Raw genomic sequence first — 21,490 nt, 5'->3', positions numbered from 1 at the left:
AAACTCAAGGCATCCCATGACAGGAGATGTCTGATGCAAGATTCTATTTTACGACTTGAAAGCGCGACGGTAGATGTGGTGATAAAAACGCGCCCGTTCGCCGAAATTATTTACTGGGGGCCGCATCTTCAGTACTTTTCGCCACAAAATGCTGAAACCCTTTCCCGGCCCGTTGCTAACGGCAGGCTGGATGTCGATTCTCCGGTTACGCTGATGGCTGAACTCGGGCATGGCCTGTTTGGCTCGCCGGGTATTGAGGGGCACCGACAGGGGCTGGACGGTTCCCCGGTATTCAGAACTACGCGGGTACAGCAGGAATTAAACACCCTGACGATTACCGCTGAAGATGACTATGCGGGCCTGCGTCTGACCAGCGAGCTGGCGCTGGATGACAGCGGCGTGCTGGTGGTTCGTCACGGTTTAACGAACCTGAAAGCACGTCCCTGGCAGGTTGACCGCTTTGCCGTCACGCTGCCGGTGGCCGAGCGCGCCCGGGAGGTGATGGCCTTCCACGGACGCTGGATCAGAGAGTTCCAGCCGCACCGCGTAAACCTTGAGCACGACAGCGTTGTGATTGAAAACCGCCGGGGTAAAACCTCCCACGAACACTTTCCTGCACTGATAGCCGGTACGCCATCGTTCAGCGAAATGCAGGGTGACGTCTGGGGCGTGCATCTGGGCTGGAGCGGGAACCATCGCCTGCGCGCGGAAGCGAAAACCGACGGTCGCCGTTATATTCAGGCCGAAGCGCTCTACCTGTCGGGGGAAATGGCGATAGAAGAGGGCGATACGCTCTGGACACCGCGCCTGTATGCCAGCTACTCCCCGCGGGGCCTGAACGGCATGAGCCAGTCTTTCCATCGCTACCTGCGCGACAACGTCATCCGCTTCCCGGAAAATAAACCGCGTCCGGTACACCTCAATACCTGGGAGGGGATCTACTTCAACCACGATCCGGATTACATCATGCGGATGGCCGACGAGGCCGCCACGCTGGGCGTGGAGCGCTTTATTATTGACGACGGCTGGTTCAAAGGCCGCAATGACGACCACGCCGCGCTGGGCGACTGGTATCTGGATGAGAAAAAATATCCGAATGGCCTGACGCCGGTGATTGACCACGTCAAACGGCTCGGCATGGAGTTTGGCATCTGGGTTGAGCCGGAGATGATCAACCCGGACTCCGATCTGTATCGCGCGCATCCTGACTGGGTGCTGGCGCTGCCGGGCTATGCCCAGGCGACCGGGCGTCATCAGCTGGTGCTCAACCTCAACATTCCGCAGGCTTTTGATTATCTTGTGGAACGCATGAGCTGGCTGCTGGGCGAGCATGCGATCGACTACGTGAAGTGGGACATGAACCGCGAGCTGGTGCAGCCGGGACACAACGGTAAAGCCGCCGCCGACGCCCAGACCCGTCAGTTTTACCGGCTGCTGGATGTGCTGGGCGAGCGCTTCCCGCAAATTGAATTCGAATCCTGCTCTTCCGGCGGCGGGCGCATTGATTACGAAGTGCTGAGCCGGAGCCATCGCTTCTGGGCGTCCGACAACAACGACGCGCTGGAGCGCAGCACCATCCAGCGTGGCATGAGCTATTTTTTCCCGCCGGAGGTGATGGGGGCGCATATCGGTCATCATAAATGCCACGCCACCTTCCGCCAGCACAGCATTGAATTTCGCGGCCTGACGGCGCTGTTTGGCCATATGGGGCTGGAGCTGGATCCGCTCACCGTGGACGCGCAGGAGCGCGAGGGGTACCGACATTACGCCGCGCTGCACAAGCAGTGGCGAGAGGTGATCCACCACGGCACCCAATGGCGGATTGATATGCCGGACGCCACCACGCTGGCGCAGGGGATTGTGAGCGAAGACAAGGCGCAGGGGCTATTTATGGTCAGCCAGCTCGCGATGCCGGATTACAGCCTGATGATGCCGCTGCGCATGCCGGGGCTGGAGGCCAGCGCGCAGTACCGCGTCGCGCTGCTCGATCACCCGAATATTCAAATTACGTGCGAAGGCGGGCACACCATGCGCAAGCTGCCGGCGTGGATGGAAACACCGCAAACGGTGAGCGGTGAGTGGCTGATGCAGGCGGGCATTGCGCTGCCGATTCTCGATCCGGAAACCGCCATTCTGATTGGCGTGGAACGCGTGTAAAGGTGATGGGCCGGGAAACTGGCCCTCCGTTGAGGATAAAAATAATGAATACAACAACCTGTACCCACAAAGACAACCCAAATTTCTGGATCTTCGGGCTGTTCTTCTTTCTCTACTTCTTCATCATGGCCACCTGCTTTCCGTTCCTGCCGATCTGGCTGTCGGATATCATCGGCCTGAATAAAACCCATACCGGGATTGTTTTCTCCTGCATCTCGCTGTCGGCCATTGCGTTCCAGCCGGTGCTGGGGGTGATTTCGGACAAGCTGGGGCTGAAAAAACACCTGCTGTGGATAATCTCGGTGCTGTTATTCCTGTTCGCACCGTTCTTCCTGTACGTCTTCGCGCCCCTGCTGAAAACCAGTATCTGGCTGGGGGCGTTGAGCGGCGGGTTATATATCGGTTTTGTCTTCTCGGCGGGATCGGGCGCAATAGAGGCCTACATCGAACGCGTGAGCCGCAACAGTTTCTTCGAATACGGCAAGGCGCGCATGTTCGGCTGTCTCGGCTGGGGGCTATGCGCGTCTACGGGCGGCATCCTGTTCGGCATCGATCCGTCGTATGTATTCTGGATGGGATCAGGGGCCGCATTGCTGTTGATGCTGCTGCTGGTGGTCGCGAAGCCGAAGCCCAACCAGACGGCGCAGGTGATGAACGCCCTGGGAGCCAACCAGCCGCAGATCACTGCCAGAACCGTCTTTAAGCTGTTCCGCCAGCGCAGAATGTGGATGTTCATTCTGTACGTGATTGGCGTTGCCTGCGTGTATGACGTTTTCGATCAGCAGTTTGCCACCTTCTTTAAAACCTTCTTCGCCACGCCGCAGGAAGGCACTCGCGCCTTTGGCTTTGCCACCACGGCGGGGGAAATCTGTAACGCCATCATTATGTTCTGCTCGCCGTGGATCATTAACCGTATCGGCGCGAAAAATACGCTGCTGATCGCCGGGGTGATAATGGCGACGCGTATTATCGGCTCGTCGTTCGCTACCACCGCCGTGGAGGTGATTGCCCTGAAGATGCTGCACGCGCTGGAAGTCCCGTTTCTGCTGGTGGGCGCCTTTAAGTACATCACCGGGGTGTTTGATACCCGACTGTCGGCGACTATCTATCTGATCGGCTTCCAGTTTGCCAAACAGTCGGCGGCGATTTTCCTTTCTGCCTTTGCCGGAAATATGTATGACCGGATCGGTTTCCAGGAGACGTATTTGATGCTGGGCTGTTTCGTGCTGGCAATTACGGTGGTGTCGGCGTTTACGTTGAGCAGCAGGCAGGAGATTGCTGCCGCCTCGGGGGCAGCAGCGTTAACACATCAGTCCAGATAAAACACTTCGGTAAGCTCCGTACTCACCGGGCTGTTATCCGGGTTTGACGGCATAACGTCGCTCATATGTTCCCACCAGCGCTGGCAGACGTCGGTATTCGCTACCGCGCGCCAGCGCTCCTCCGATTCAATCTCCACGGTCGCAAACAGCAGGTTGCGTGCTTTGTCGAGATAAATGGCGTAGCGGTGCGCGCCGTGGTCTTTCAGCACCGCTTCAAGCTCGGGCCATATGGGGTTATGGCGACGCGCATACTCCTCGTGCGCGTCCGGGTTTACCTGCATCACAAACGCTTTGTGGATCATCATGCCTCCAGTCGCTTTCGCGGACGGCTATGGGTACAAATCCAGTGCCGACTGCATCGGCGTAACGCCAAAGCGTTTACCGAGTGCAATCAGCTCTTCCCGGGTAATGGTCTGCTTCATACCGCCCATGGAATAGACCTTCACCAGCACTTCAGCTGATTTTTCAGCGGTATCGATCAGGCCGAAAGTTTCATCCAGCGTCGGGCCGCTGCCGAAAACGCCGTGGAACGGCCACAGCACCAGAGAATGCTTTTGCATCTCTTTGGCGGTTGCCTGGCCGATCTCGTCGGTACCGGGCACCATCCACGGCAGAATGCCGACGCCGTCCGGGAAGACCACCAGGCACTCGGTGCTGCCTTCCCACAGCTTGCGGGTGATGAGATCGGCGTTGTTTTCCAGCACGTAGGTCAGGGCAATCAGATTGGTGGCGTGGCAGTGCATGATGACGCGGTCTTTACCGTGGGTCGCCTTGATGCGCTGGCAGTGCGAGAGGAAGTGCGCTGGCAGTTCAGAGGTGGGCACTGCCTCCTCCGTGAGCCCCCAAAGAATGTGGTAGCCCGCGCCGTCGCTGTCCACCCTCACGACGCCGAGATTGGCCTGCGGGTCGAGCTGGACGTTGCGAAAGAACTTGCCGGATCCGGTGACGATAAACGGCGTGTTAGCGAGCAGCGGCATCGGCTGGCTCAGGGCGATATAGCGCGGTTTTTGATGGAAATCAGCGGCGTACGGCTCGATGTCGGCATCGTCCAGGCGCAGCGTCAGGTTGCCGCCGTTACGCTCATCCCACCCTTTCAACCAGGCGTCAGAGGTGGCTTTAATCATGCCCTGGACGAACCAGGAATGGGTGATGGTCTGCATACTGTGGTTCCTTTGAAAATGCCGGGTGGCGCTATGCTTACCCGGCCTACTTATACTGCGGGGAGGGTTGAATCACCCGCGTGTGCTCAACACGTCTTTCTCATACGCCCGCACGTTCTCCAGCCACTGGCTGCCTGTTGGTACGTCGTTGCGCTGACAGTACATTTCCCACACGGCCTGCCACGGCAGCGATTTCTGCTCTTCCAGCAGCGCTAGGCGGGCCGTGTAGTCACCTTCCTGCTCCAGCTGTTTCAGTGCTTCAGTGGGCTCCAGCAGGGCACGAAGCAGCGCTTTCTTCATGTTGCGGGTGCCGATAACCCACGCCGCGATGCGGTTGATGGAGGCGTCAAAGAAGTCGAGGCCAATATGAACGCGGTCGAACAGGTCGTGGCGAACGATCTCGCTGGCAATGGCCTGCGTTTCGTCATCCAGCAACACCACATGGTCGCTGTCCCAGCGCACCGGACGGCTGACGTGCAGCAGCAGGCGCGGCACGTAGAGCATGGCGGCAGAGATTTTGTCGGAGATGACCTCCGTCGGGTGGAAGTGTCCGGCATCCAGACACAGGGCAGTCTGGCGGCTGGTGGCGTAACCCATATAGAACTCGTTCGAGCCGACGGTATAGCTCTCCGCGCCAATGCCGAACAGCTTGCTCTCCACGGCATCAATATGGTGCGCCGGGTTAATCTTCTCGCTAATGGCTTCATCCAGTGCAGCCAGCAGGCGCTGGCGCGGGGCGAGGCGGTCAATGGTGACGTCCTTCATGCCGTCCGGGATCCAGATATTCATCACCGACGGGGTACCAAGCTGTTCACCAAACCAGGCTGAAACGCGGCGGCAGGCCTTCACGTGGTCGATCCAGAACTGACGGATCTCGTGACTGGCATGGGCGAGGGTAAAGCCGTCAGCGCTGAGCGGGTGCGAGAAGCAGGACGGGTTGAAGTCCAGGCCCAGACCGTTGGCTTTTGCCCACGCCACCCAGTTTTTAAAGTGTTTCGGCTGGATTTCATTACGCGCGACCGGCTCGTCGGATTCCAGATAAATCGCGTGCAGGTTCAGGCGCTTCGGACCGGGTATCAGGCTGAGCGCCAGCGTCAGATCGGCGCGCAGTTCGGTCGCGTTGCGCGCTTTCCCGGGATAGTTACCGGTTGCCTGAATCCCCCCCGTCAGGGAACCGCCTGGGTTTTCGAAGCCGGCGACGTCATCGCCCTGCCAGCAATGCATGGAGACCGGCAGACGGTCGAGCTGACGCAGTGCCGCTTCGACATCCACGCCGACGGCGGCGAAACGCTGTTTAGCCAGGTTCCAGGCTTGTTCAAGTTGAGTGGTCATGCGCAAAGCTCCTTAGTCAGTCGGTTTTGCTGAAACTGCGCCCGGTAGCGGGCAATTTCATGGCAGGGATCGGGAAGGAACGTGGTCAGGCTGCCGCTGGCGGTGACTACCGAGCGGAAATCGTCCACGCTGGCCAGTTCGTCAAGGGTCATCAGCTGAATGCCGATATTGCCGAGCGTGGAGGCCTCGACCGGGCCCGCCACCACGGTGATGCCGCAGGCATCGGCACAAAGCTGGTTTAACAGCGCGTTTTGGCAACCGCCGCCAACAATATGCAGCGTGTCGAACGGTCTGCCGCGAAGGCTGGCCAGCTCGCTCAGCACATCCGCATAAAGCAGGGCAAGGCTGTCAAAAATACAGCGCGCCAGTTCGGCCGGGCTTGATGGTACAGGCTGTCCGGCCTCGCGGCAGGCGGCCTGGATCTCGGTGCTCATGTGCGCCGGATTGATAAAGCGATCGTCATTGGGATGAATCAGGAACGTACAGGCTTTACGCTTTTCGGTGTCGGCGATAAGCCCGGGCAGATCGGTAATTTTCTGCTCCTTAAGCACCCGCTGGAGCAGCCACAACCCCATAATGTTCTTTAACACCCGATAGCGCCCTTCGGCCCCGCCTTCGTTGGTGATATTTGCGGCCATTGCCTCCTCGCTGACGTAAGGCGTTTTGCTTTCAAAGCCCATCAGCGACCAGGTGCCGGAAGAGAGATAGGCGGCATCTTTACCGCAAAGCGGCGAGGCAATAACCGCGCTGGCGGTATCGTGGCTCGCCACGGCAACGACCGGGATCGCATTCCCCTGCGGGCACACCCACTGGCCGATGACGTTGCCGGGATGGGTCGGCGTACCGAACCACGCCGGGGATGCGCCCGTCCAGGCCAGCAGGTGCTCATCCCAGTTATCCGAGTTGATGTTGACCAGCTGGGTGGTGGTGGCGTTGGTATATTCCCAGTTCATGTTGCCGGTCAGGCGATAGCTCAGGTAGTCCGGGATCAGCAGCACATGGGCAACGTCTGCTGCCAGCCCTGGCTGCTGCTCGACCAGCGCGCGCAGCTGATACAGCGTGTTAAACGGCAGAAACTGTATGCCGCTGCGCCCGTAGATATCATCCTTACCGAGCCGGGCGATGGCCTGCGCCATCAGGCCATCCGTGCGGCTGTCGCGGTAGGAGACGGGCAGGCCAACGCGAGCGCCGCTGCTGTCCAGCAAGACATAATCGACGCCCCAGGTATCTATGCCGATGCTGTCGATGAGGATCCCGCTATCGCAGACTTTTTTGAGCCCGGTACGGATCTCCGTCTCAAGTTCATCAATGTTCCAGGTATCAAAGCCGTCCTGTTTTTGCAGGCAGTTCGCAAAACGATGCATCTCGCGAAGGGAAAGGGTGTGCTGGTCGCAGTCCCAGGTGGCGAGCATTACACGGCCGCTGGATGCGCCTAAATCCACAGCGACACAATGGCGAAAGGTCATGGTCGGATCCTTCTTGAAATCATTAGCGCTGAGTGTAAAAAAGGGGCGAAAAGACCACCTTCTCGCCACTGACAGTCCGCAACCCGTGCTGGCAAGAAAGCAAAGATGAACGTGAGGGGGTTCACACTTTTCCGCGAAGGCGCGCCGTTCAGCCACTGTGACGTTGACCGCAATTCCGGATCTTTCCCGCTTATTCTTGAAAAACAGGCAGGTTTTGCGGCGTTTGCTGTCGAAAATTTAAGGTGAGGGTGAGAGGCCTTATTTACTATTTTGAGAACATTTCTCATTGGTGGGGGGCGTTATGACCATACTGCACAGCGTGGACTTTTTTCCGGCGGGTGGCTCGCCTGTGGCGATAGAGCCGCGGCTGCCGCAGGCGGCTTTCCCGGAGCATCATCATGATTTTCATGAAATCGTGATTGTTGAGCATGGCACGGGCATCCATGTCTTTAACGGTCAGCCCTACACCATCAGCGGCGGCACAGTCTGCTTTGTGCGCGACCACGATCGGCATCTGTATGAGCATACCGACAACCTGTGCCTGACGAACGTGCTCTATCGATCCCCGGACGCATTCCAGTTTCTCGCGGGGCTTCATCAGCTACTGCCGCAGGAGAAGGAAGGACATTATCCGTCGCACTGGCGCGTGAATCAGGCCACGCTGCAGCAGGTTCGCCAGATTTTGCTTCAGATGGAGCAGAGTCAGGACGGACAGGAGATGCATGCGCTCGCCACGCGCGAGATGTTGTTTATGCAGCTGCTGGTGGCGTTGCGCCGCAGTAACCCGGTGGAGGGGGAGAGCAGCGAAGCCCGCCTGAACCAGCTGATGGCCTGGCTGGAGGAACATTTTGCCGAGGATATCTGCTGGGAAATGCTGGCGAGTCATTTTTCACTCTCCCTGCGCACCCTGCACCGCCAGCTTAAGCAGCGAACCGGGCAGACGCCCCAGCGTTACCTTAACCGACTGCGGCTGATAAAAGCGCGCCACCTGCTTCGCCACAGTGATGAAAGCGTCACGGATATCGCTTATCGCTGCGGTTTCGGCGACAGTAACCACTTTTCGACGCTGTTTCGTCGGGAGTTCAGCTGGTCTCCGCGTGATATTCGCCAGGGGAGGGACACCTCACTACAGTAACGCGAGCCCAGTCAACGTTTTGCTGCCGTAAAGCGGGTAATAATGTCAGGTTTTCGCCGTTGAGGTGGTGATGTGGCCGCACCGTTAATTCTTCGCAAAGATGACTTTTTTGCCTCCGCTGAACAAGCTGTTGCGGTGGCGGATCGCTATCCGCAAAACGTCTTTGCTGAACACACGCACGAATTTTATGAGCTGGTGCTGGTGTGGCGCGGCAACGGTCTGCACATTCTCAACGATCGGCCTTACCGCATTACCCGGGGGGATCTGTTTTACATTCGTGCCGAAGATAAACACGCCTACGCCTCGGTGAATGACCTTGTTTTACAGAACGTTATCTACTGCCCCGATCGGCTCAGCCTTAACGTTGACTGGGCAGCATGCATTCCCGGCTTCAACGGTGCGAAAGGCTCGCCGCACTGGCGTTTAAGCAGCAGCGGCATGACTGCCATCCGTCAGGCCATTTCCCTCCTTGAACAGGAGAGCTATAAAATCGATCCGCTGGCTAACCCGATGGCGGAGATCCTCTTCGCACAGCTGGTGATGATGCTTAAACGGCATCGCTACGAGACGGATAACCCCTCCGCAACGCAGCAGGAGACCCTGCTCGATAAGCTGATTGCCACGCTGGCGGCCAGCCTGAATAAAAGCTTTGTTCTGGAAAAGTTCTGCGAGCAGGAGCAGTGCAGCGAACGTGCCCTGCGTCAGCAGTTCCGTACCCAGACGGGCATGACGGTAAATCACTATTTGCGCCAGCTGCGCATTTGCCACGCCCAGTATTTGCTCCAGCATACAGAGTTCATGGTCAGTGACGTGGCAATGCGCTGCGGCTTTGAGGACAGTAACTACTTTTCGGTGGTCTTTAATCGCGAGGTAGGGATGACGCCGGTGCAATGGCGTCATCACAGTCGCAGGGCGGCGTAATCAGTTCGCCATACCGAGGCCGACAATGTTGGCCGCAATGATAATCACCACGCAGCCCAGGCTCAGAACGCCCACCGGTCGGCGTCCGGCATTGTTCCACTCCCTCAAGATGAGACCCACCAGTCCGCCGCACAGCACGTAGAAGCTCATGTGCAGCATCCAGCTCATATAGTCATATTGTGCCGGGATGCTGGCGTGTCCCCAGGCGTAGAAAAAGAATTGCAGGTACCACATCAGTCCGCCGAGCGCCGAAAGCAGTACGTTGGTGATGATGACCCGTTTTGCCAGTGAGAAGTCGGCTTTTAGTGACAAACTCTCAACTTTTGCCAGACGAATTACGCAATAGCCGAGGTTAACCAGTGCGCCGCCGCCCATGATCACCACGTAGCTGGGCAGCGCCACGTACAGCGGGTCGACGCCCAGCGCGGCTGCCGCCTCGTGCATCGGTTTGGCGGCGTTCATGGCAAACGACATTCCGGCGGAGAAGATGCCGCACATTACCGCCAGCAGCAGACCCTTTTTCAGGTTAAAGTCCTCGGCTTTAATGCCCATCTTGCGCTCTTTCAACTGGCCCGCGCGGGTCACTATTCCGACGCCAATAACCGCTACCAGCACGCCCAGCAGCGTCATTCTGCCGCCTTCGGTATTCAGTAATACGTCGAGGTTACCGTTGAGGATGGGCGTCATCAGAGTGCCGACAATCAGCGTGATGCCAATCGCGATGCCGATCCCCATCGACATGCCGAGATAGCGCATGGTGAGGCCGTAGTTAATATTGCCGATGCCCCACATGGCACCAAACAGAAACACCGGCAGCAGAGTGGAGGCGTTAAAAGAGGAGAAGTAGCCCCAGAAATCCGGGAGTAGCATGGCGCTGATGGCCCAGGGAAGCAGGATCCAGGAGACCACACCGCCAACCGACCACATGGTTTCCCATGACCACTGCCTGACTTTTTTAAACGGAGCATAGAAGCAGGCTGCACTGGCCGCACCTATCAAATGCCAGAAAATACCCATCGTAATCGCATGATTCATGTTTACGTCCTCATCGTTTTTATCGGTCAATGGCATCCCACCGACCCGATGAGTGTAAAAATTAAGCAGAACGACCACCTTCGGGAGGCTGCCGCACTTTGGTTTTAAATGGCAATCAACGCGTTAAGCGCGTGAGCAGATTCACATTTTCACGCTTCATCAGAAAAGGAATGACCTTACAAAAACTACGGCATTGATAATCATTTTCAATATCATTTAATTAACTATAATGAACCAACTGCTTACGCGGCATTAACAGCTGTGCCGCCCGACAATAATGGAGAGGATTATGAGTTATACACTGCCATCCCTGCCGTATGCCTACGACGCACTGGAACCGCATTTCGACAAGCAGACGATGGAAATCCATCACACTAAACACCACCAGACCTATGTGAACAACGCGAATGCTGCGCTGGAAAGCCTGCCAGAGTTCGCTAACCTGTCTGCTGAAGAACTGATCACTAAACTGGACCAGCTGCCAGCGGACAAGAAAACCGTTCTGCGTAACAACGCGGGCGGCCACGCTAACCACAGCCTGTTCTGGAAAGGCCTGAAAACCGGTACCACCCTGCAGGGCGACCTGAAAGCGGCTATCGAGCGCGACTTCGGCTCCGTTGACAACTTCAAAGCGGAATTCGAAAAAGCCGCTGCAACCCGTTTCGGCTCTGGCTGGGCGTGGTTGGTTCTGAAAGGTGACAAACTGGCGGTGGTTTCCACTGCTAACCAGGACTCCCCGCTGATGGGTGAAGCGATCTCTGGCGCATCCGGCTTCCCGATCCTGGGTCTGGACGTGTGGGAACACGCTTACTACCTGAAGTTCCAGAACCGTCGCCCTGACTACATCAAAGCGTTCTGGGATGTGGTGAACTGGGACGAAGCAGCAGCGCGTTTCGCCGCTAAAAAATAAGGTTGCATTGACGCCTGTGAGAAGCGAGTCTGATGACTCGCTTTTTTTGTATCTGCGTAATGGAGGCAGCGATGCATTACCCGGTGAATGTGTTTACAGGCAAGGTAAGGGAGTACGACGGCAGCCGCCCGAGCGCCATCGCGAAAGTGCATGTTGACGGTGAACTGACCTTAACCGACCTTGGGCTGGCAGGCGATGAGCAGGCCGAAAAGAAAATCCACGGCGGGCCGGATCGCGCGCTGTGTCACTATCCTCGCGAGCACTATCAGCACTGGAAAACCGAATTTCCTGACCAGGCGGACCTCTTCGTCGCGCCTGCATTTGGTGAGAATCTCTCGACGGAAGGGCTGACGGAAAAGAACGTGTTTATCGGCGATATTTATCGCTGGGGCGACGCCCTGATTCAGGTGACGCAGCCTCGCTCGCCGTGCTTCAAGCTCAACTACCACTTCGGCATTCAGGATATGTCGGCCCAGCTGCAAAGCGCGGGTAAAACCGGCTGGCTGTACCGTGTGGTGCTGGCCGGGCAGGTTTCGGCGGATGCGCCGCTTGAGCTGGCTTCGCGCCTGAGCGACGTGTCGGTGTATGACGCCTGCGCCATCGCCTGGCATATGCCGTTTGATGATGAACAATATCATCGGTTGCTGTCTGCGGCGGGGTTATCGACCAGCTGGACCAGAACAATGCAGAAGCGGCGGTTAAGCAACAAGATCGAAGATAATTCGCGGAGATTGTGGGGAAAATAGTGCTCCGCAGAAAGTAGGCCGGGTAAGGCGAAGCCGCCACCCGGCACATACAGTTATGAACGCTTATACAACGGCAGCCACAGCGTTAACCGCAACCCGCCCAGCGGGCTGTCGTCAGCTTTCACCCAGCCGCGATGCTGTTGCATGGCGGTTTCAACAATTGCCAGACCCAAACCTGTACCGCCGGATTCACGGTCGCGCGCTTCGTCAGTACGGTAGAACGGACGGAAAATCTGCTCCCGATCTTCAGGGCTGACGCCAGGACCGTCGTCATCCACGATAACGGTGATCCCGTCTTTATCTACCGAGAACGCCACCTCAATCTTGGTATGCGAGTAGCGCAGAGCGTTACGCACAATATTCTCCAGCGCGCTTTCCAGCGTGTTGGGGTTGCCGTACAGCGGCCATGGACCCGGCGGGAAGTTGACGGTGAACGATTTGCCCATCTGTTCCGCTTCGAACGCCGCGTTGTCCAGCACCTCATGCCACAGGTGATTGGCTTTCACCGTTTCGCTGACCAGCGCGTTTTTCTGCTGGTTGCGTGACATCACCAGCAGGTCATTAATCATGCTGTCCAGGCGGTGAGCTTCCGTTTCAATACGTTCCAGCTCTTTACTTTCCCCACTGCGGCGGCGCAACAGCGCGGTGCCAAGCTGCAAACGCGTAAGCGGGGTGCGCAGCTCGTGCGAGATGTCCGATAGCAGACGCTGCTGTGCGGTCATCATTCGATCGAGCGCGCTGACCATCTGGTTAAAACTGGTCCCGGCGGCAAGGAATTCCTGTGGCCCCGCTTCCAGCTCAGGGTGTTGTCGCAGGTTACCCTGCGCCACTTCATCGGCGGCGTTTTTCAGCTTACGTGCGGGTTTTGCCAGACTCCACGCCAGCCATAACAGCAGCGGCGAGCTGACCAGCATGGTAACAATCAGCAGCAGGAGCGGACGGTCAAACAGCAGGTTGATGAAATCGGACTGGGAACTGCTCGCAGGGCGAATCAAATAGAGCTGGTAATTGTCTTCCCCATCCCGTACCGAGAAAGGACCGACCATCTCTACCCGACCATATTTCTTTTTCTGTGGGTGATCGGCATTATCCGCCTGGCCAATAAAGTTACGGATAATCTGCATTTCATTGCGATCGGCCCCAATGACGCGGCCTTCGCTGGTGACCAGCAAAAGGCGTTGCCAGGGCGGCGCCCACTTGTCGATAGCGCGAAACAGCCTGCGCCACCACATCAAATCGTTCGGCGGATCGTTTGCCAGCTCCGCTTCAACATGCTGCTCGATCATCACGCCCTGACGTTGCTCGCTGTCAAGAAGCTCCGTCATCTGGCGTGAGTCGAGTTTTGGCAACATCAACACGAGCATTAAAACCAGGGCCAGCGTCAGCCAGAAGATGGCAAAGATGCGGGCGGTTAAGCTGCCTATCATGAAGCGGAAACCATCAGATAGCCGCGACCACGCAGGGTTTTAAACCATGGGTGACCGTCTTTACGCTCCGGCAGCTTGCGGCGCAGGTTAGAGATGTGCATGTCGATGGCGCGGTCAAACGGGGTAAGACGTTTGCCCAGCACTTCCTGACTCAGGTGTTCACGCGATACCACCTGGCCGAGGTGCTGCGCCAGCAGATAAAGCAGGGTGAACTCTGTGCCGGTCAACTCCAGGGTCTGACCGTCGAAGCTCGCTTCCTGACGACCTGGGTTCAGGCTCAGGGAGTCCACTTCCAGCGTGGGTGAGCTGTTGTCGGTATTCTGCTGCTGCTCGCTCCAGTGGGAACGGCGCAGGATAGCGCGAATACGGGCCACCAGTTCACGATCGTTGAACGGTTTCGGTAAATAGTCATCCGCACCCAGCTCAAGGCCGAGAACGCGGTCAAGTTCGCTGCCGCGGGCGGTCAGCATGATAACGGGGGTCTGGTGTGTCTGGCGAAGCTCTTTCAGCGTATCAATACCGTTTTTCTTCGGCATCATGACGTCGAGCAAAAGTAAATCGATGCTGTCGTCAAGGAGACTCAGCGCCTGCTCGCCATCATGGGCAACCAGGACGTTGAAACCTTCCATGTCGAGCAACTCCTTTAAAAGGGATGTGAGCTCTCGGTCATCATCAACTAACAGGATTTTATTCATTGTTTAAATACCTCCGAGGCAGAAATTACGACATCAAGGCTATCTAATCCATGACTTTACGTTGTTTTACACCCCCTGACGCATGTTTGCAGCCTGAATCGTAGACTGTCTCTCGTTGAATCGCGACACGAAAGATTTTGGGAGCAAGTGATGCGCAAAGTTACCGCTGCCGTCATGGCCTCAACGCTGGCGTTCAGTGCGTTTAGCCAGGCCGCTGTAGCTATCAACGGCGATACCGGTCCCTCACCAGAGGGCGCAACGCAGCTCAGTAGCCAAAGCCATATGTTTGACGGCATAAGTTTAACCGAACATCAGCGTCAACAGATGCGAGATCTGATGCAGAGGGCACGACACGACCAGCCCCCTGTTAATGTTAGCGAAATGGAGACAATGCATCGCCTTGTCACCGCAGAAAATTTTGACGAAAGCGCTGTACGCGCTCAGGCCGAAAAAATGGCACAGGAACAGGTTGCCCGCCAGGTAGAGATGGCGAAGGTCCGTAACCAGATGTTCCACCTGCTAACGCCCGAGCAGCAAGCGGTTTTGAACACCCGACATCAGCAACGAATGGACCAGTTGCGTGAGGTTGCACGGATGCAGCGAAGCCTGGATGCGACGCTTTTCAGTAGCAATAGCAGTACCCGTAGTAACCAGTAAACCCTGTTTTCCTTGCCATAGACACCATCCCTGTCTTCCCCCACATGATGTGGGGGTTTTTTTTGCCCCGCATTCTGATTTGTTAACCGTTTATTCATCCTCCGTCCCCCTATGCTTCCGTTATACTAGCGGCAAGACATGACAGGAGCGTTTATGAATCAATCCTATGGAAGGCTGGTAAGCCGGGCCGCTATTGCGGCAACCGTTGTGGCGTCTGGCCTGTTACTGATTAAAATCTTTGCCTGGTGGTATACCGGTTCGGTCAGTATTCTGGCGGCGCTGGTGGATTCGCTAATGGATATTGCCGCCTCGCTGACCAACCTGCTGGTGGTGCGCTATTCACTGCAGCCCGCGGATGAAGAGCACACGTTTGGGCACGGTAAAGCGGAGTCGCTGGCCGCGCTGGCGCAAAGCATGTTTATTTCCGGTTCTGCACTGTTCCTGTTTTTGACCGGCATTCAGCATCTCGTCTCGCCGACACCGATGAACGATCCCGGCGTGGGCGTAGTGGTGACGGTCGTTGCACTTATAAGCACACTTGTTCTGGTAACGTTCCAGCGCTGGGTGGTTCGCAAAACGCAAAGCCAGGCTGTACGGGCGGATATGCTTCATTATCAATCTGATGTTATGATGAATGGGGCAATTCTTATTGCGCTGGGCCTGGCCTGGTATGGCTGGCACAGGGCCGATGCGCTATTTGCGTTAGGTATCGGCATCTATATTTTGTATAGCGCCTTACGGATGGGGTATGACGCGGTGCAATCGTTGCTTGACCGGGCCCTTCCGGACGCAGAACGCAATGAAATTTTTTCTCTTGTGACCTCCTGGCCTGGCGTCAGCGGTGCACACGATCTTCGAACGCGGCAGTCAGGGCCGACCCGCTTTATTCAGATTCATATTGAAATGGAAGACAACCTGCCACTGGTACAGGCTCACGTGATTGCTGAGCAGGTCGAGCAGGCAATTTTGCAGCGTTTTCCTGGTTCAGACGTCATTATTCACCAGGATCCCTGCTCGGTTGTACCCGGACACGTGGGGCTTTCGTAATTGGTTGTAAAAAAGTGAGCCAGGCCAGCATTTTGTGTATAAATTACCGCCATTTGGTCTGACCTGAATCAATTCAGCTGGAAGGGATTGATATACTATTTGCAGTATTCGTTGGTCGATAAGTTTCTTCCGGCAACAGATTTCAATTTTGCATTCCTAAGTTCAGAGGTAGTCATGATTAAGAAAATCGGTGTGTTGACAAGCGGCGGTGATGCGCCGGGCATGAACGCGGCAATTCGTGGTGTTGTCCGTGCAGCGCTGACGGAAGGTCTGGAAGTTTTTGGTATCTATGATGGTTACCTGGGTCTGTATGAAGATCGTATGGTTCAGCTCGACCGTTACAGCGTGTCCGACATGATTAACCGTGGCGGTACCTTCCTTGGGTCTGCGCGCTTCCCGGAATTCCGTGACGAACACATCCGTGAAGTGGCTATCGAGAACATGAAAAAACGCGGTCTGGACGCGCTGGTGGTTATCGGCGGTGACGGCTCTTACATGGGTGCAAAACGTCTGACCGAAATGGGCTTCCCGTGCATCGGTCTGCCGGGCACCATCGACAACGACATCAAAGGTACTGACTACACTATCGGCTTCTTTACTGCACTGGGTACCGTTGTTGAAGCGATCGACCGTCTGCGCGATACCTCGTCTTCTCACCAGCGTATCTCTATCGTTGAAGTGATGGGGCGTTACTGCGGTGACCTGACCCTGGCCGCGGCGATTGCCGGTGGTTGTGAGTTCGTGGTGGTTCCGGAAGTGGAATTCAGCCGTGAAGATCTGGTCGCTGAAATCAAAGCCGGCATCGCGAAAGGTAAAAAACACGCGATCGTGGCTATCACCGAACACATCTGTGACGTTGACGAGCTGGCGAAGTACATCGAAGCCGAAACCAAGCGCGAAACCCGCGCGACCGTACTGGGTCACATCCAGCGTGGCGGTTCCCCTGGCCCTTACGACCGCATTCTGGCGTCCCGTATGGGCGCGTACGCTATCGATCTGCTGCTGCAGGGTCACGGCGGCCGTTGCGTCGGTATTCAGAACGAAAAACTGGTTCACCATGACATCATCGACGCGATTGAAAACATGAAGCGTCCGTTCAAAGGTGACTGGCTGGACTGCGCGAAAAAACTGTACTGATCGGCTCTGTTGCCCGGTGGCAAGGTAAATGCAAAACGGTAACCCTTGGGTTACCGTTTTTTATGTTTGCTCCCTCTCCCGTGGGAGAGGGTTGGGGTGAGGGCATCTGGCTGCTCACATTCTTCTTTTTATTCCTCTACGTTATAGCCAATCTTTTTTTATTCTTTAATCATCGAATCGCTTTCTGGCACGCTGCATTCATCAAAACACTACACAAGAGAGCCGGGCGATGAATAAATGGGGCGTGGGTTTAACATTATTGCTGGTATCGGCCAGCGTTCTGGCGAAGGACATCCAGTTACTGAACGTGTCTTACGACCCGACGCGTGAGCTGTACGAGCAGTACAACAAAGCATTTGCAGCGCACTGGAAACAGGAAACTGGCGACAATGTCGTGGTTCGCCAGTCTCACGGCGGCTCCGGTAAACAGGCGACCTCCGTCATCAACGGTATCGAAGCCGACGTGGTGACCCTGGCGCTGGCCTACGATGTCGACGCCATTGCCGAGCGTGGTCGTATCGACAAAAACTGGATCAAACGCCTGCCGGATAACTCTGCGCCATACACCTCGACCATCGTCTTCCTGGTGCGTAAAGGCAACCCGAAACAGATTAAAGACTGGAACGACCTGGTAAAACCGGGCGTGTCAGTGATTACACCAAACCCGAAAAGCTCCGGCGGCGCTCGCTGGAACTACCTGGCGGCCTGGGGTTACGCGCTGCATCACAACAACGGCGACCAGGCCAAAGCGCAGGAATTCGTGAAGGCGCTGTATAAAAACGTTGAGGTGCTGGACTCCGGCGCGCGTGGCGCCACCAACACCTTCGTCGAGCGCGGTATCGGCGACGTGCTGATCGCCTGGGAAAACGAAGCCCTGCTGGCGACCCACGAGCTGGGTAAAGACAAGTTCGAGATCGTCACCCCCAGCGAATCCATCCTCGCAGAGCCGACCGTTTCTGTCGTTGACAAAGTGGTTGATAAGAAAGGGACAAAAGCGGTGGCGGAAGCCTACCTGAAATATCTCTACTCGCCTGAAGGCCAGGAAATTGCGGCGAAAAACTTCTATCGTCCACGCGATGCGGCTGTTGCGAAGAAATATGAAGGGGAATTCCCGAAACTGAAGCTCTTCACCATTGATGATGTGTTCGGCGGCTGGACGAAAGCGCAGAAAGAGCACTTCTCTAATGGCGGCACCTTCGATCAGATTAGCCAGCGCTAAGCGTTATCAAACGGCACGGTGACCCGGTGTGAGAAATCCACCGGGTTTTTTATTTGGTCATCATTTTGCGTTACTCTTTCGCCTCTATCGAAAACAGGGAACGCGTTGTGAAAAAAATTATCTTATTGATCCTTATTATCATCGCCCTTGCCGCTGGCGGCGTGTACTGGATAAAAGCGGGTAATCCGAATGCGTTGCGTCATATCGTTCTCGACCAGTGCCTGCCTAATCAACTGCAACACCGTAACCCGGCACCCTGCGCACAGGTGAAGCCTGATGCAGGCTATGTCGTATTTAAAGACCGCAACGGGCCGTTGCAGTATCTGCTGATGCCGACATACCGCATTAATGGAACCGAAAGCCCGCTCCTGACCGAGCCTCACACGCCAAATTTCTTCTGGCTGGCGTGGCAGTCGCGCAGCTTTATGACCCTGAAGCGGGGATCTGAGGTGCCTGACAGCGCCATTTCACTGACGATTAACTCGCCGACTGGCCGTACGCAGAACCATTTCCATATTCATATCTCCTGTCTGCGCCCGGACGTACGTGAGAAACTCAATGCGGCACAGGGCGACATTAGCACCCAGTGGCTACCTCTGCCCGGTGGGCTGGAGGGGCACGAGTATCTTGCCCGACGGGTAACGGAGAATGAACTGGTCCAGCGCAGCCCGTTTATGATGCTGGCGGAAGAGCTACCCGAAGCGCGCGACCACATGGGGCGCTTTGCGCTGGCGATGGCGCAGCAGTCGGATGGTTCGTTTGTTTTGCTGGCGACCGAGCGAAACCTGCTCATGCTTAACCGCGCCTCGGCTGAGGAATTGCAGGATCATCAATGCACTATCCTGAAGTGACCCCACCATAAATAGCGTTTACTCGTCCTGCCTGTCGCCGTAGACTTGCTGAAAAAATCTACAGGAGACAGGTATGTCGCTCTGGTTATCTCATCCTCTGCTGCTGCCTTCGTTGATTGTTGGCGTCACCATCGTGCTATGGGCGACGTCGCTATTGCCAGAATTTATCACCGCGCTGCTGTTTTTCACGGCAGCGATGGCCGCCAGAATCGCCCCGCCGGAAGTCATTTTCGGCGGCTTTGCCTCGTCGGCTTTCTGGCTGGTATTCAGCGGTTTTGTACTGGGGGTGGCGATCCGTAAAACCGGTCTGGCTGACAGGGCCGCCCGGGCGCTGTCAGCAAAGCTTACCGATTCCTGGATATTGATGGTGGCGAGTGTGGTGCTGCTGAGCTATGCGTTGGCGTTTGTGATGCCGTCAAATATGGGGCGTATTGCGCTGCTGATGCCGATTGTTGCGGCGATGGCGAAACGTGCCGGTATCCCTGACGGTTCCCGCGCCTGGTTTGGTCTGGCGATGGCTGTGGGGTTCGGCACTTTCCAGCTCTCGGCAACTATCCTGCCTGCTAACGTCCCTAACCTGGTGATGAGCGGTGCGGCGGAAGGCTCGTACGGCATCCACCTGAACTATGTTCCGTATCTGCTGCTGCACACCCCGGTGCTGGGCATTCTCAAAGGGCTGATCCTGATTGGCCTCATCTGCTGGTTATTCCCCGGCAGCCCAAAACCGCCGAAGGATCTGGCGCCATCTGAACCCATGGGGCAGGATGAAAAGCGCCTCGCCTGGCTGCTGGCGGTGGTGCTGGTGATGTGGGTCACGGAGAGCTGGCATGGTATTGGGCCGGCATGGACTGGGCTGGCGGCGTCCGTCATCGTTATGCTGCCGCGCGTTGGTTTTATCACCGGGGAAGAGTTTTCTGCGGGGGTGAATATGCGTACCTGCCTCTATGTTGCAGGCATTCTTGGGCTGGCCATCGTGGTAACGCAAACCGGTATCGGTACGGCGGTGGGCGAAGCGTTGCTCCGCATTATGCCGCTGGACGCAGACAAACCGTTCACCAGTTTCCTGGCGCTGACCGGTATCACCACCGCGCTCAACTTCATTATGACTGCCAACGGCGTTCCGGCGCTGTATACCACCCTGGCACAGAGCTTCTCAGATGCCACCGGCTTCCCGCTGCTGTCGGTGATTATGATTCAGGTACTGGGTTATTCCACGCCGCTGCTGCCGTATCAGGCGTCGCCGATTGTTGTGGCGATGGGGCTAGGGAAGGTGCCTGCAAAGGCGGGGATGATGCTCTGTCTGGCGCTGGCTGTTGCGACGTATCTGGTGCTGCTGCCGCTGGATTATCTGTGGTTTAGCTTGCTGGGGAAAGTGTAGTCCGCCCAACCCTCTCCCGAAGGGAGAGGGAGGAGAAGAGCGTAGGGCGGGTTAGCGAAGCGCCACCCGCCGCAAAGGCAATTACGCCTGTTTAGCCGCTTCTGCCGCTTTAACGATCACCGCGAAAGCGTCAGCTTTCAGGGATGCACCGCCAACCAGCGCGCCATCGATGTCTGGCTGGGTGAACAGCTCAGCAGCGTTGGAAGCGTTTACGGAACCGCCGTACTGGATAATCACTTGCTCAGCCACTTTCGCATCGGCTTTAGCAATGTGGTCACGGATGAATTTGTGCACGGCCTGAGCCTGCGCTGGCGTTGCAGATTTGCCGGTACCGATCGCCCAGACTGGCTCGTAAGCAATGACTGCACCTTCGAACGCTGCTGCGCCCTGCGTTTTCAGAACCGCGTCGATCTGACGTGCGCACACTTCTTCGGTTTTGCCCGCTTCGTTTTCTGCTTCGGTTTCACCGATGCACAGAACCGGGATCAGACCCTGCTCTTTCAGCACAGCGAATTTCTTCGCGATGAACTCGTCGGATTCTTTGTGGTAGGTGCGACGCTCTGAGTGGCCGATGATGATGTATTTTGCGCCGATATCTTTCAGCATTTCAGCGGAAGTTTCACCGGTGAACGCGCCAGACAGGTTAACGTCAACGTTCTGTGCACCCAGAATGATGTGGCTGCCGTCAGCGGCGCGTTTAGCCAGGTCCAGGTACATATCCGGCGGAGCGATAGCAACCGCGCAGCCCGTTACGCCAGCCAGCTCTTTACGCAGGTTCGCAACCAGTTCGTTTACCATGTGGCGGCTGCCGTTCAGTTTCCAGTTACCCATCACTAAAGGATGTCGCATTTCAATTCTCCACGCTAAATAAGCGAATTAAGGAATATGGCCGCCC

At 56.6% G+C, this 21,490-nt stretch carries 20 protein-coding genes; 12 read left to right on the top strand and 8 right to left on the bottom strand.

Annotated features, from left to right (window positions below; translation table 11 throughout):
- Nucleotides 1-33 precede the first annotated feature (33 nt).
- The gene (locus L383_RS05850) at nucleotides 34-2,157 is read left to right on the top strand and encodes an alpha-galactosidase (RefSeq protein ID WP_023331615.1); all 2,124 of its coding nucleotides are present in this window, start codon (nucleotides 34-36) and stop codon (nucleotides 2,155-2,157) included.
- 44 nt (nucleotides 2,158-2,201) lie between these two features.
- On the top strand, nucleotides 2,202-3,479 hold the full coding sequence (locus L383_RS05855; protein ID WP_014885727.1) for an MFS transporter: 1,278 nt from the start codon (nucleotides 2,202-2,204) through the stop codon (nucleotides 3,477-3,479).
- Here L383_RS05855 and rhaM read toward each other — a convergent pair.
- From rhaM to rhaB, 4 genes are all read right to left on the bottom strand, one after another.
- The gene (gene rhaM, locus L383_RS05860; RefSeq protein ID WP_023331614.1) at nucleotides 3,467-3,781 is read right to left on the bottom strand and encodes an L-rhamnose mutarotase; all 315 of its coding nucleotides are present in this window, start codon (nucleotides 3,779-3,781) and stop codon (nucleotides 3,467-3,469) included. The genes L383_RS05855 and rhaM overlap by 13 nt on opposite strands.
- A gap of 27 nt (nucleotides 3,782-3,808) precedes the next feature.
- Nucleotides 3,809-4,639: a rhamnulose-1-phosphate aldolase gene (rhaD, locus tag L383_RS05865; RefSeq protein ID WP_023331613.1), complete on the bottom strand. Its 831-nt coding sequence runs from the start codon at nucleotides 4,637-4,639 to the stop codon at nucleotides 3,809-3,811.
- Between the two features lie 72 nt (nucleotides 4,640-4,711).
- Nucleotides 4,712-5,971 (bottom strand): L-rhamnose isomerase, encoded by a 1,260-nt coding sequence (rhaA, locus tag L383_RS05870; RefSeq protein WP_023331612.1) that lies wholly within the window; start codon nucleotides 5,969-5,971, stop codon nucleotides 4,712-4,714.
- Nucleotides 5,968-7,437 (bottom strand): rhamnulokinase, encoded by a 1,470-nt coding sequence (gene rhaB / locus L383_RS05875; protein ID WP_023331611.1) that lies wholly within the window; start codon nucleotides 7,435-7,437, stop codon nucleotides 5,968-5,970. The genes rhaA and rhaB overlap by 4 nt, the downstream gene beginning before the upstream one ends.
- A 301-nt stretch (nucleotides 7,438-7,738) precedes the next feature.
- On the opposite strand from rhaB, the gene rhaS reads away from it, so the two are divergent.
- Nucleotides 7,739-8,572 carry an HTH-type transcriptional activator RhaS gene (rhaS, locus tag L383_RS05880; RefSeq protein ID WP_023331610.1) on the top strand — a complete coding sequence of 278 codons (834 nt, stop codon included), beginning with the start codon at nucleotides 7,739-7,741 and terminating at the stop codon, nucleotides 8,570-8,572.
- 72 nt (nucleotides 8,573-8,644) lie between these two features.
- The gene (gene rhaR / locus L383_RS05885; protein WP_023331609.1) at nucleotides 8,645-9,493 is read left to right on the top strand and encodes an HTH-type transcriptional activator RhaR; all 849 of its coding nucleotides are present in this window, start codon (nucleotides 8,645-8,647) and stop codon (nucleotides 9,491-9,493) included.
- Here rhaR and rhaT read toward each other — a convergent pair whose 3' ends face one another.
- Nucleotides 9,494-10,528, bottom strand: coding sequence for an L-rhamnose/proton symporter RhaT (gene rhaT, locus L383_RS05890; RefSeq protein WP_014885719.1), 1,035 nt, complete (start codon nucleotides 10,526-10,528; stop codon nucleotides 9,494-9,496).
- A 289-nt stretch (nucleotides 10,529-10,817) separates the two neighbouring features.
- Between rhaT and sodA the strand changes: the two genes are divergently transcribed.
- Together sodA and yiiM are read left to right on the top strand one after the other, a co-directional pair.
- Nucleotides 10,818-11,438 carry a superoxide dismutase [Mn] gene (sodA, locus tag L383_RS05895; protein WP_004203668.1) on the top strand — a complete coding sequence of 207 codons (621 nt, stop codon included), beginning with the start codon at nucleotides 10,818-10,820 and terminating at the stop codon, nucleotides 11,436-11,438.
- A 71-nt stretch (nucleotides 11,439-11,509) separates the two neighbouring features.
- The gene (yiiM, locus tag L383_RS05900; RefSeq protein ID WP_023331608.1) at nucleotides 11,510-12,184 is read left to right on the top strand and encodes a 6-hydroxyaminopurine reductase; all 675 of its coding nucleotides are present in this window, start codon (nucleotides 11,510-11,512) and stop codon (nucleotides 12,182-12,184) included.
- 53 nt (nucleotides 12,185-12,237) lie between these two features.
- On the opposite strand, the gene cpxA is transcribed toward yiiM, so the two are convergent.
- Both cpxA and cpxR read right to left on the bottom strand, forming a co-directional pair.
- Nucleotides 12,238-13,611 (bottom strand): envelope stress sensor histidine kinase CpxA, encoded by a 1,374-nt coding sequence (cpxA, locus tag L383_RS05905; protein WP_023331607.1) that lies wholly within the window; start codon nucleotides 13,609-13,611, stop codon nucleotides 12,238-12,240.
- Entirely contained in the window at nucleotides 13,608-14,306 is a 699-nt protein-coding gene (gene cpxR / locus L383_RS05910) for an envelope stress response regulator transcription factor CpxR (protein WP_006179159.1), read from the bottom strand. Before cpxR ends, cpxA begins: the two co-directional genes overlap by 4 nt.
- A gap of 150 nt (nucleotides 14,307-14,456) precedes the next feature.
- Between cpxR and cpxP the strand changes: the two genes are divergently transcribed.
- The 6 genes from cpxP (at nucleotide 14,457) to L383_RS05940 (ending at nucleotide 20,595) form a co-directional block, all read left to right on the top strand.
- Complete coding sequence (gene cpxP, locus L383_RS05915; protein ID WP_023331606.1) at nucleotides 14,457-14,963, top strand: cell-envelope stress modulator CpxP; 507 nt, start codon at nucleotides 14,457-14,459, stop codon at nucleotides 14,961-14,963.
- A 153-nt stretch (nucleotides 14,964-15,116) separates the two neighbouring features.
- Nucleotides 15,117-16,010 carry a CDF family cation-efflux transporter FieF gene (fieF, locus tag L383_RS05920; RefSeq protein ID WP_014885715.1) on the top strand — a complete coding sequence of 298 codons (894 nt, stop codon included), beginning with the start codon at nucleotides 15,117-15,119 and terminating at the stop codon, nucleotides 16,008-16,010.
- Between the two features lie 174 nt (nucleotides 16,011-16,184).
- Nucleotides 16,185-17,147 carry a 6-phosphofructokinase gene (gene pfkA / locus L383_RS05925; protein WP_014885714.1) on the top strand — a complete coding sequence of 321 codons (963 nt, stop codon included), beginning with the start codon at nucleotides 16,185-16,187 and terminating at the stop codon, nucleotides 17,145-17,147.
- 229 nt (nucleotides 17,148-17,376) lie between these two features.
- Nucleotides 17,377-18,366 carry a sulfate ABC transporter substrate-binding protein gene (locus L383_RS05930; RefSeq protein ID WP_023331605.1) on the top strand — a complete coding sequence of 330 codons (990 nt, stop codon included), beginning with the start codon at nucleotides 17,377-17,379 and terminating at the stop codon, nucleotides 18,364-18,366.
- Nucleotides 18,367-18,473: 107 nt separating this feature from the next.
- Nucleotides 18,474-19,217: a CDP-diacylglycerol diphosphatase gene (locus L383_RS05935; RefSeq protein WP_014885712.1), complete on the top strand. Its 744-nt coding sequence runs from the start codon at nucleotides 18,474-18,476 to the stop codon at nucleotides 19,215-19,217.
- Nucleotides 19,218-19,290: 73 nt separating this feature from the next.
- Nucleotides 19,291-20,595 carry an SLC13 family permease gene (locus L383_RS05940; RefSeq protein WP_023331604.1) on the top strand — a complete coding sequence of 435 codons (1,305 nt, stop codon included), beginning with the start codon at nucleotides 19,291-19,293 and terminating at the stop codon, nucleotides 20,593-20,595.
- A gap of 81 nt (nucleotides 20,596-20,676) precedes the next feature.
- Here L383_RS05940 and tpiA read toward each other — a convergent pair whose 3' ends face one another.
- Entirely contained in the window at nucleotides 20,677-21,444 is a 768-nt protein-coding gene (gene tpiA, locus L383_RS05945) for a triose-phosphate isomerase (protein ID WP_003862019.1), read from the bottom strand.
- Nucleotides 21,445-21,490 lie beyond the last annotated feature (46 nt).

Source organism: Enterobacter sp. MGH 37 (genome assembly GCF_000534515.1).
GTDB classification, from domain to species: Bacteria; Pseudomonadota; Gammaproteobacteria; order Enterobacterales; family Enterobacteriaceae; genus Enterobacter; species Enterobacter kobei.
The sequence above is the reverse complement of the archived record's forward strand: the minus strand, read 5'-3'. Positions and strand labels throughout refer to the sequence as shown.

Bases quoted from the DNA above. Each gene is read 5' to 3' on its own strand.
- L383_RS05850 (WP_023331615.1), top strand. From the start codon at position 34: ATGCAAGATTCTATTTTACGACTTGAAAGCGCGACGGTAGATGTGGTG.
- L383_RS05855 (WP_014885727.1), top strand. From the start codon at position 2,202: ATGAATACAACAACCTGTACCCACAAAGACAACCCAAATTTCTGGATC.
- rhaM (WP_023331614.1), bottom strand. From the start codon at position 3,781: ATGATCCACAAAGCGTTTGTGATGCAGGTAAACCCGGACGCGCACGAG.
- rhaD (WP_023331613.1), bottom strand. From the start codon at position 4,639: ATGCAGACCATCACCCATTCCTGGTTCGTCCAGGGCATGATTAAAGCC.
- rhaA (WP_023331612.1), bottom strand. From the start codon at position 5,971: ATGACCACTCAACTTGAACAAGCCTGGAACCTGGCTAAACAGCGTTTC.
- rhaB (WP_023331611.1), bottom strand. From the start codon at position 7,437: ATGACCTTTCGCCATTGTGTCGCTGTGGATTTAGGCGCATCCAGCGGC.
- rhaS (WP_023331610.1), top strand. From the start codon at position 7,739: ATGACCATACTGCACAGCGTGGACTTTTTTCCGGCGGGTGGCTCGCCT.
- rhaT (WP_014885719.1), bottom strand. From the start codon at position 10,528: ATGAATCATGCGATTACGATGGGTATTTTCTGGCATTTGATAGGTGCG.
- sodA (WP_004203668.1), top strand. From the start codon at position 10,818: ATGAGTTATACACTGCCATCCCTGCCGTATGCCTACGACGCACTGGAA.
- yiiM (WP_023331608.1), top strand. From the start codon at position 11,510: ATGCATTACCCGGTGAATGTGTTTACAGGCAAGGTAAGGGAGTACGAC.
- cpxA (WP_023331607.1), bottom strand. From the start codon at position 13,611: ATGATAGGCAGCTTAACCGCCCGCATCTTTGCCATCTTCTGGCTGACG.
- cpxR (WP_006179159.1), bottom strand. From the start codon at position 14,306: ATGAATAAAATCCTGTTAGTTGATGATGACCGAGAGCTCACATCCCTT.
- cpxP (WP_023331606.1), top strand. From the start codon at position 14,457: ATGCGCAAAGTTACCGCTGCCGTCATGGCCTCAACGCTGGCGTTCAGT.
- fieF (WP_014885715.1), top strand. From the start codon at position 15,117: ATGAATCAATCCTATGGAAGGCTGGTAAGCCGGGCCGCTATTGCGGCA.
- pfkA (WP_014885714.1), top strand. From the start codon at position 16,185: ATGATTAAGAAAATCGGTGTGTTGACAAGCGGCGGTGATGCGCCGGGC.
- L383_RS05930 (WP_023331605.1), top strand. From the start codon at position 17,377: ATGAATAAATGGGGCGTGGGTTTAACATTATTGCTGGTATCGGCCAGC.
- L383_RS05940 (WP_023331604.1), top strand. From the start codon at position 19,291: ATGTCGCTCTGGTTATCTCATCCTCTGCTGCTGCCTTCGTTGATTGTT.
- tpiA (WP_003862019.1), bottom strand. From the start codon at position 21,444: ATGCGACATCCTTTAGTGATGGGTAACTGGAAACTGAACGGCAGCCGC.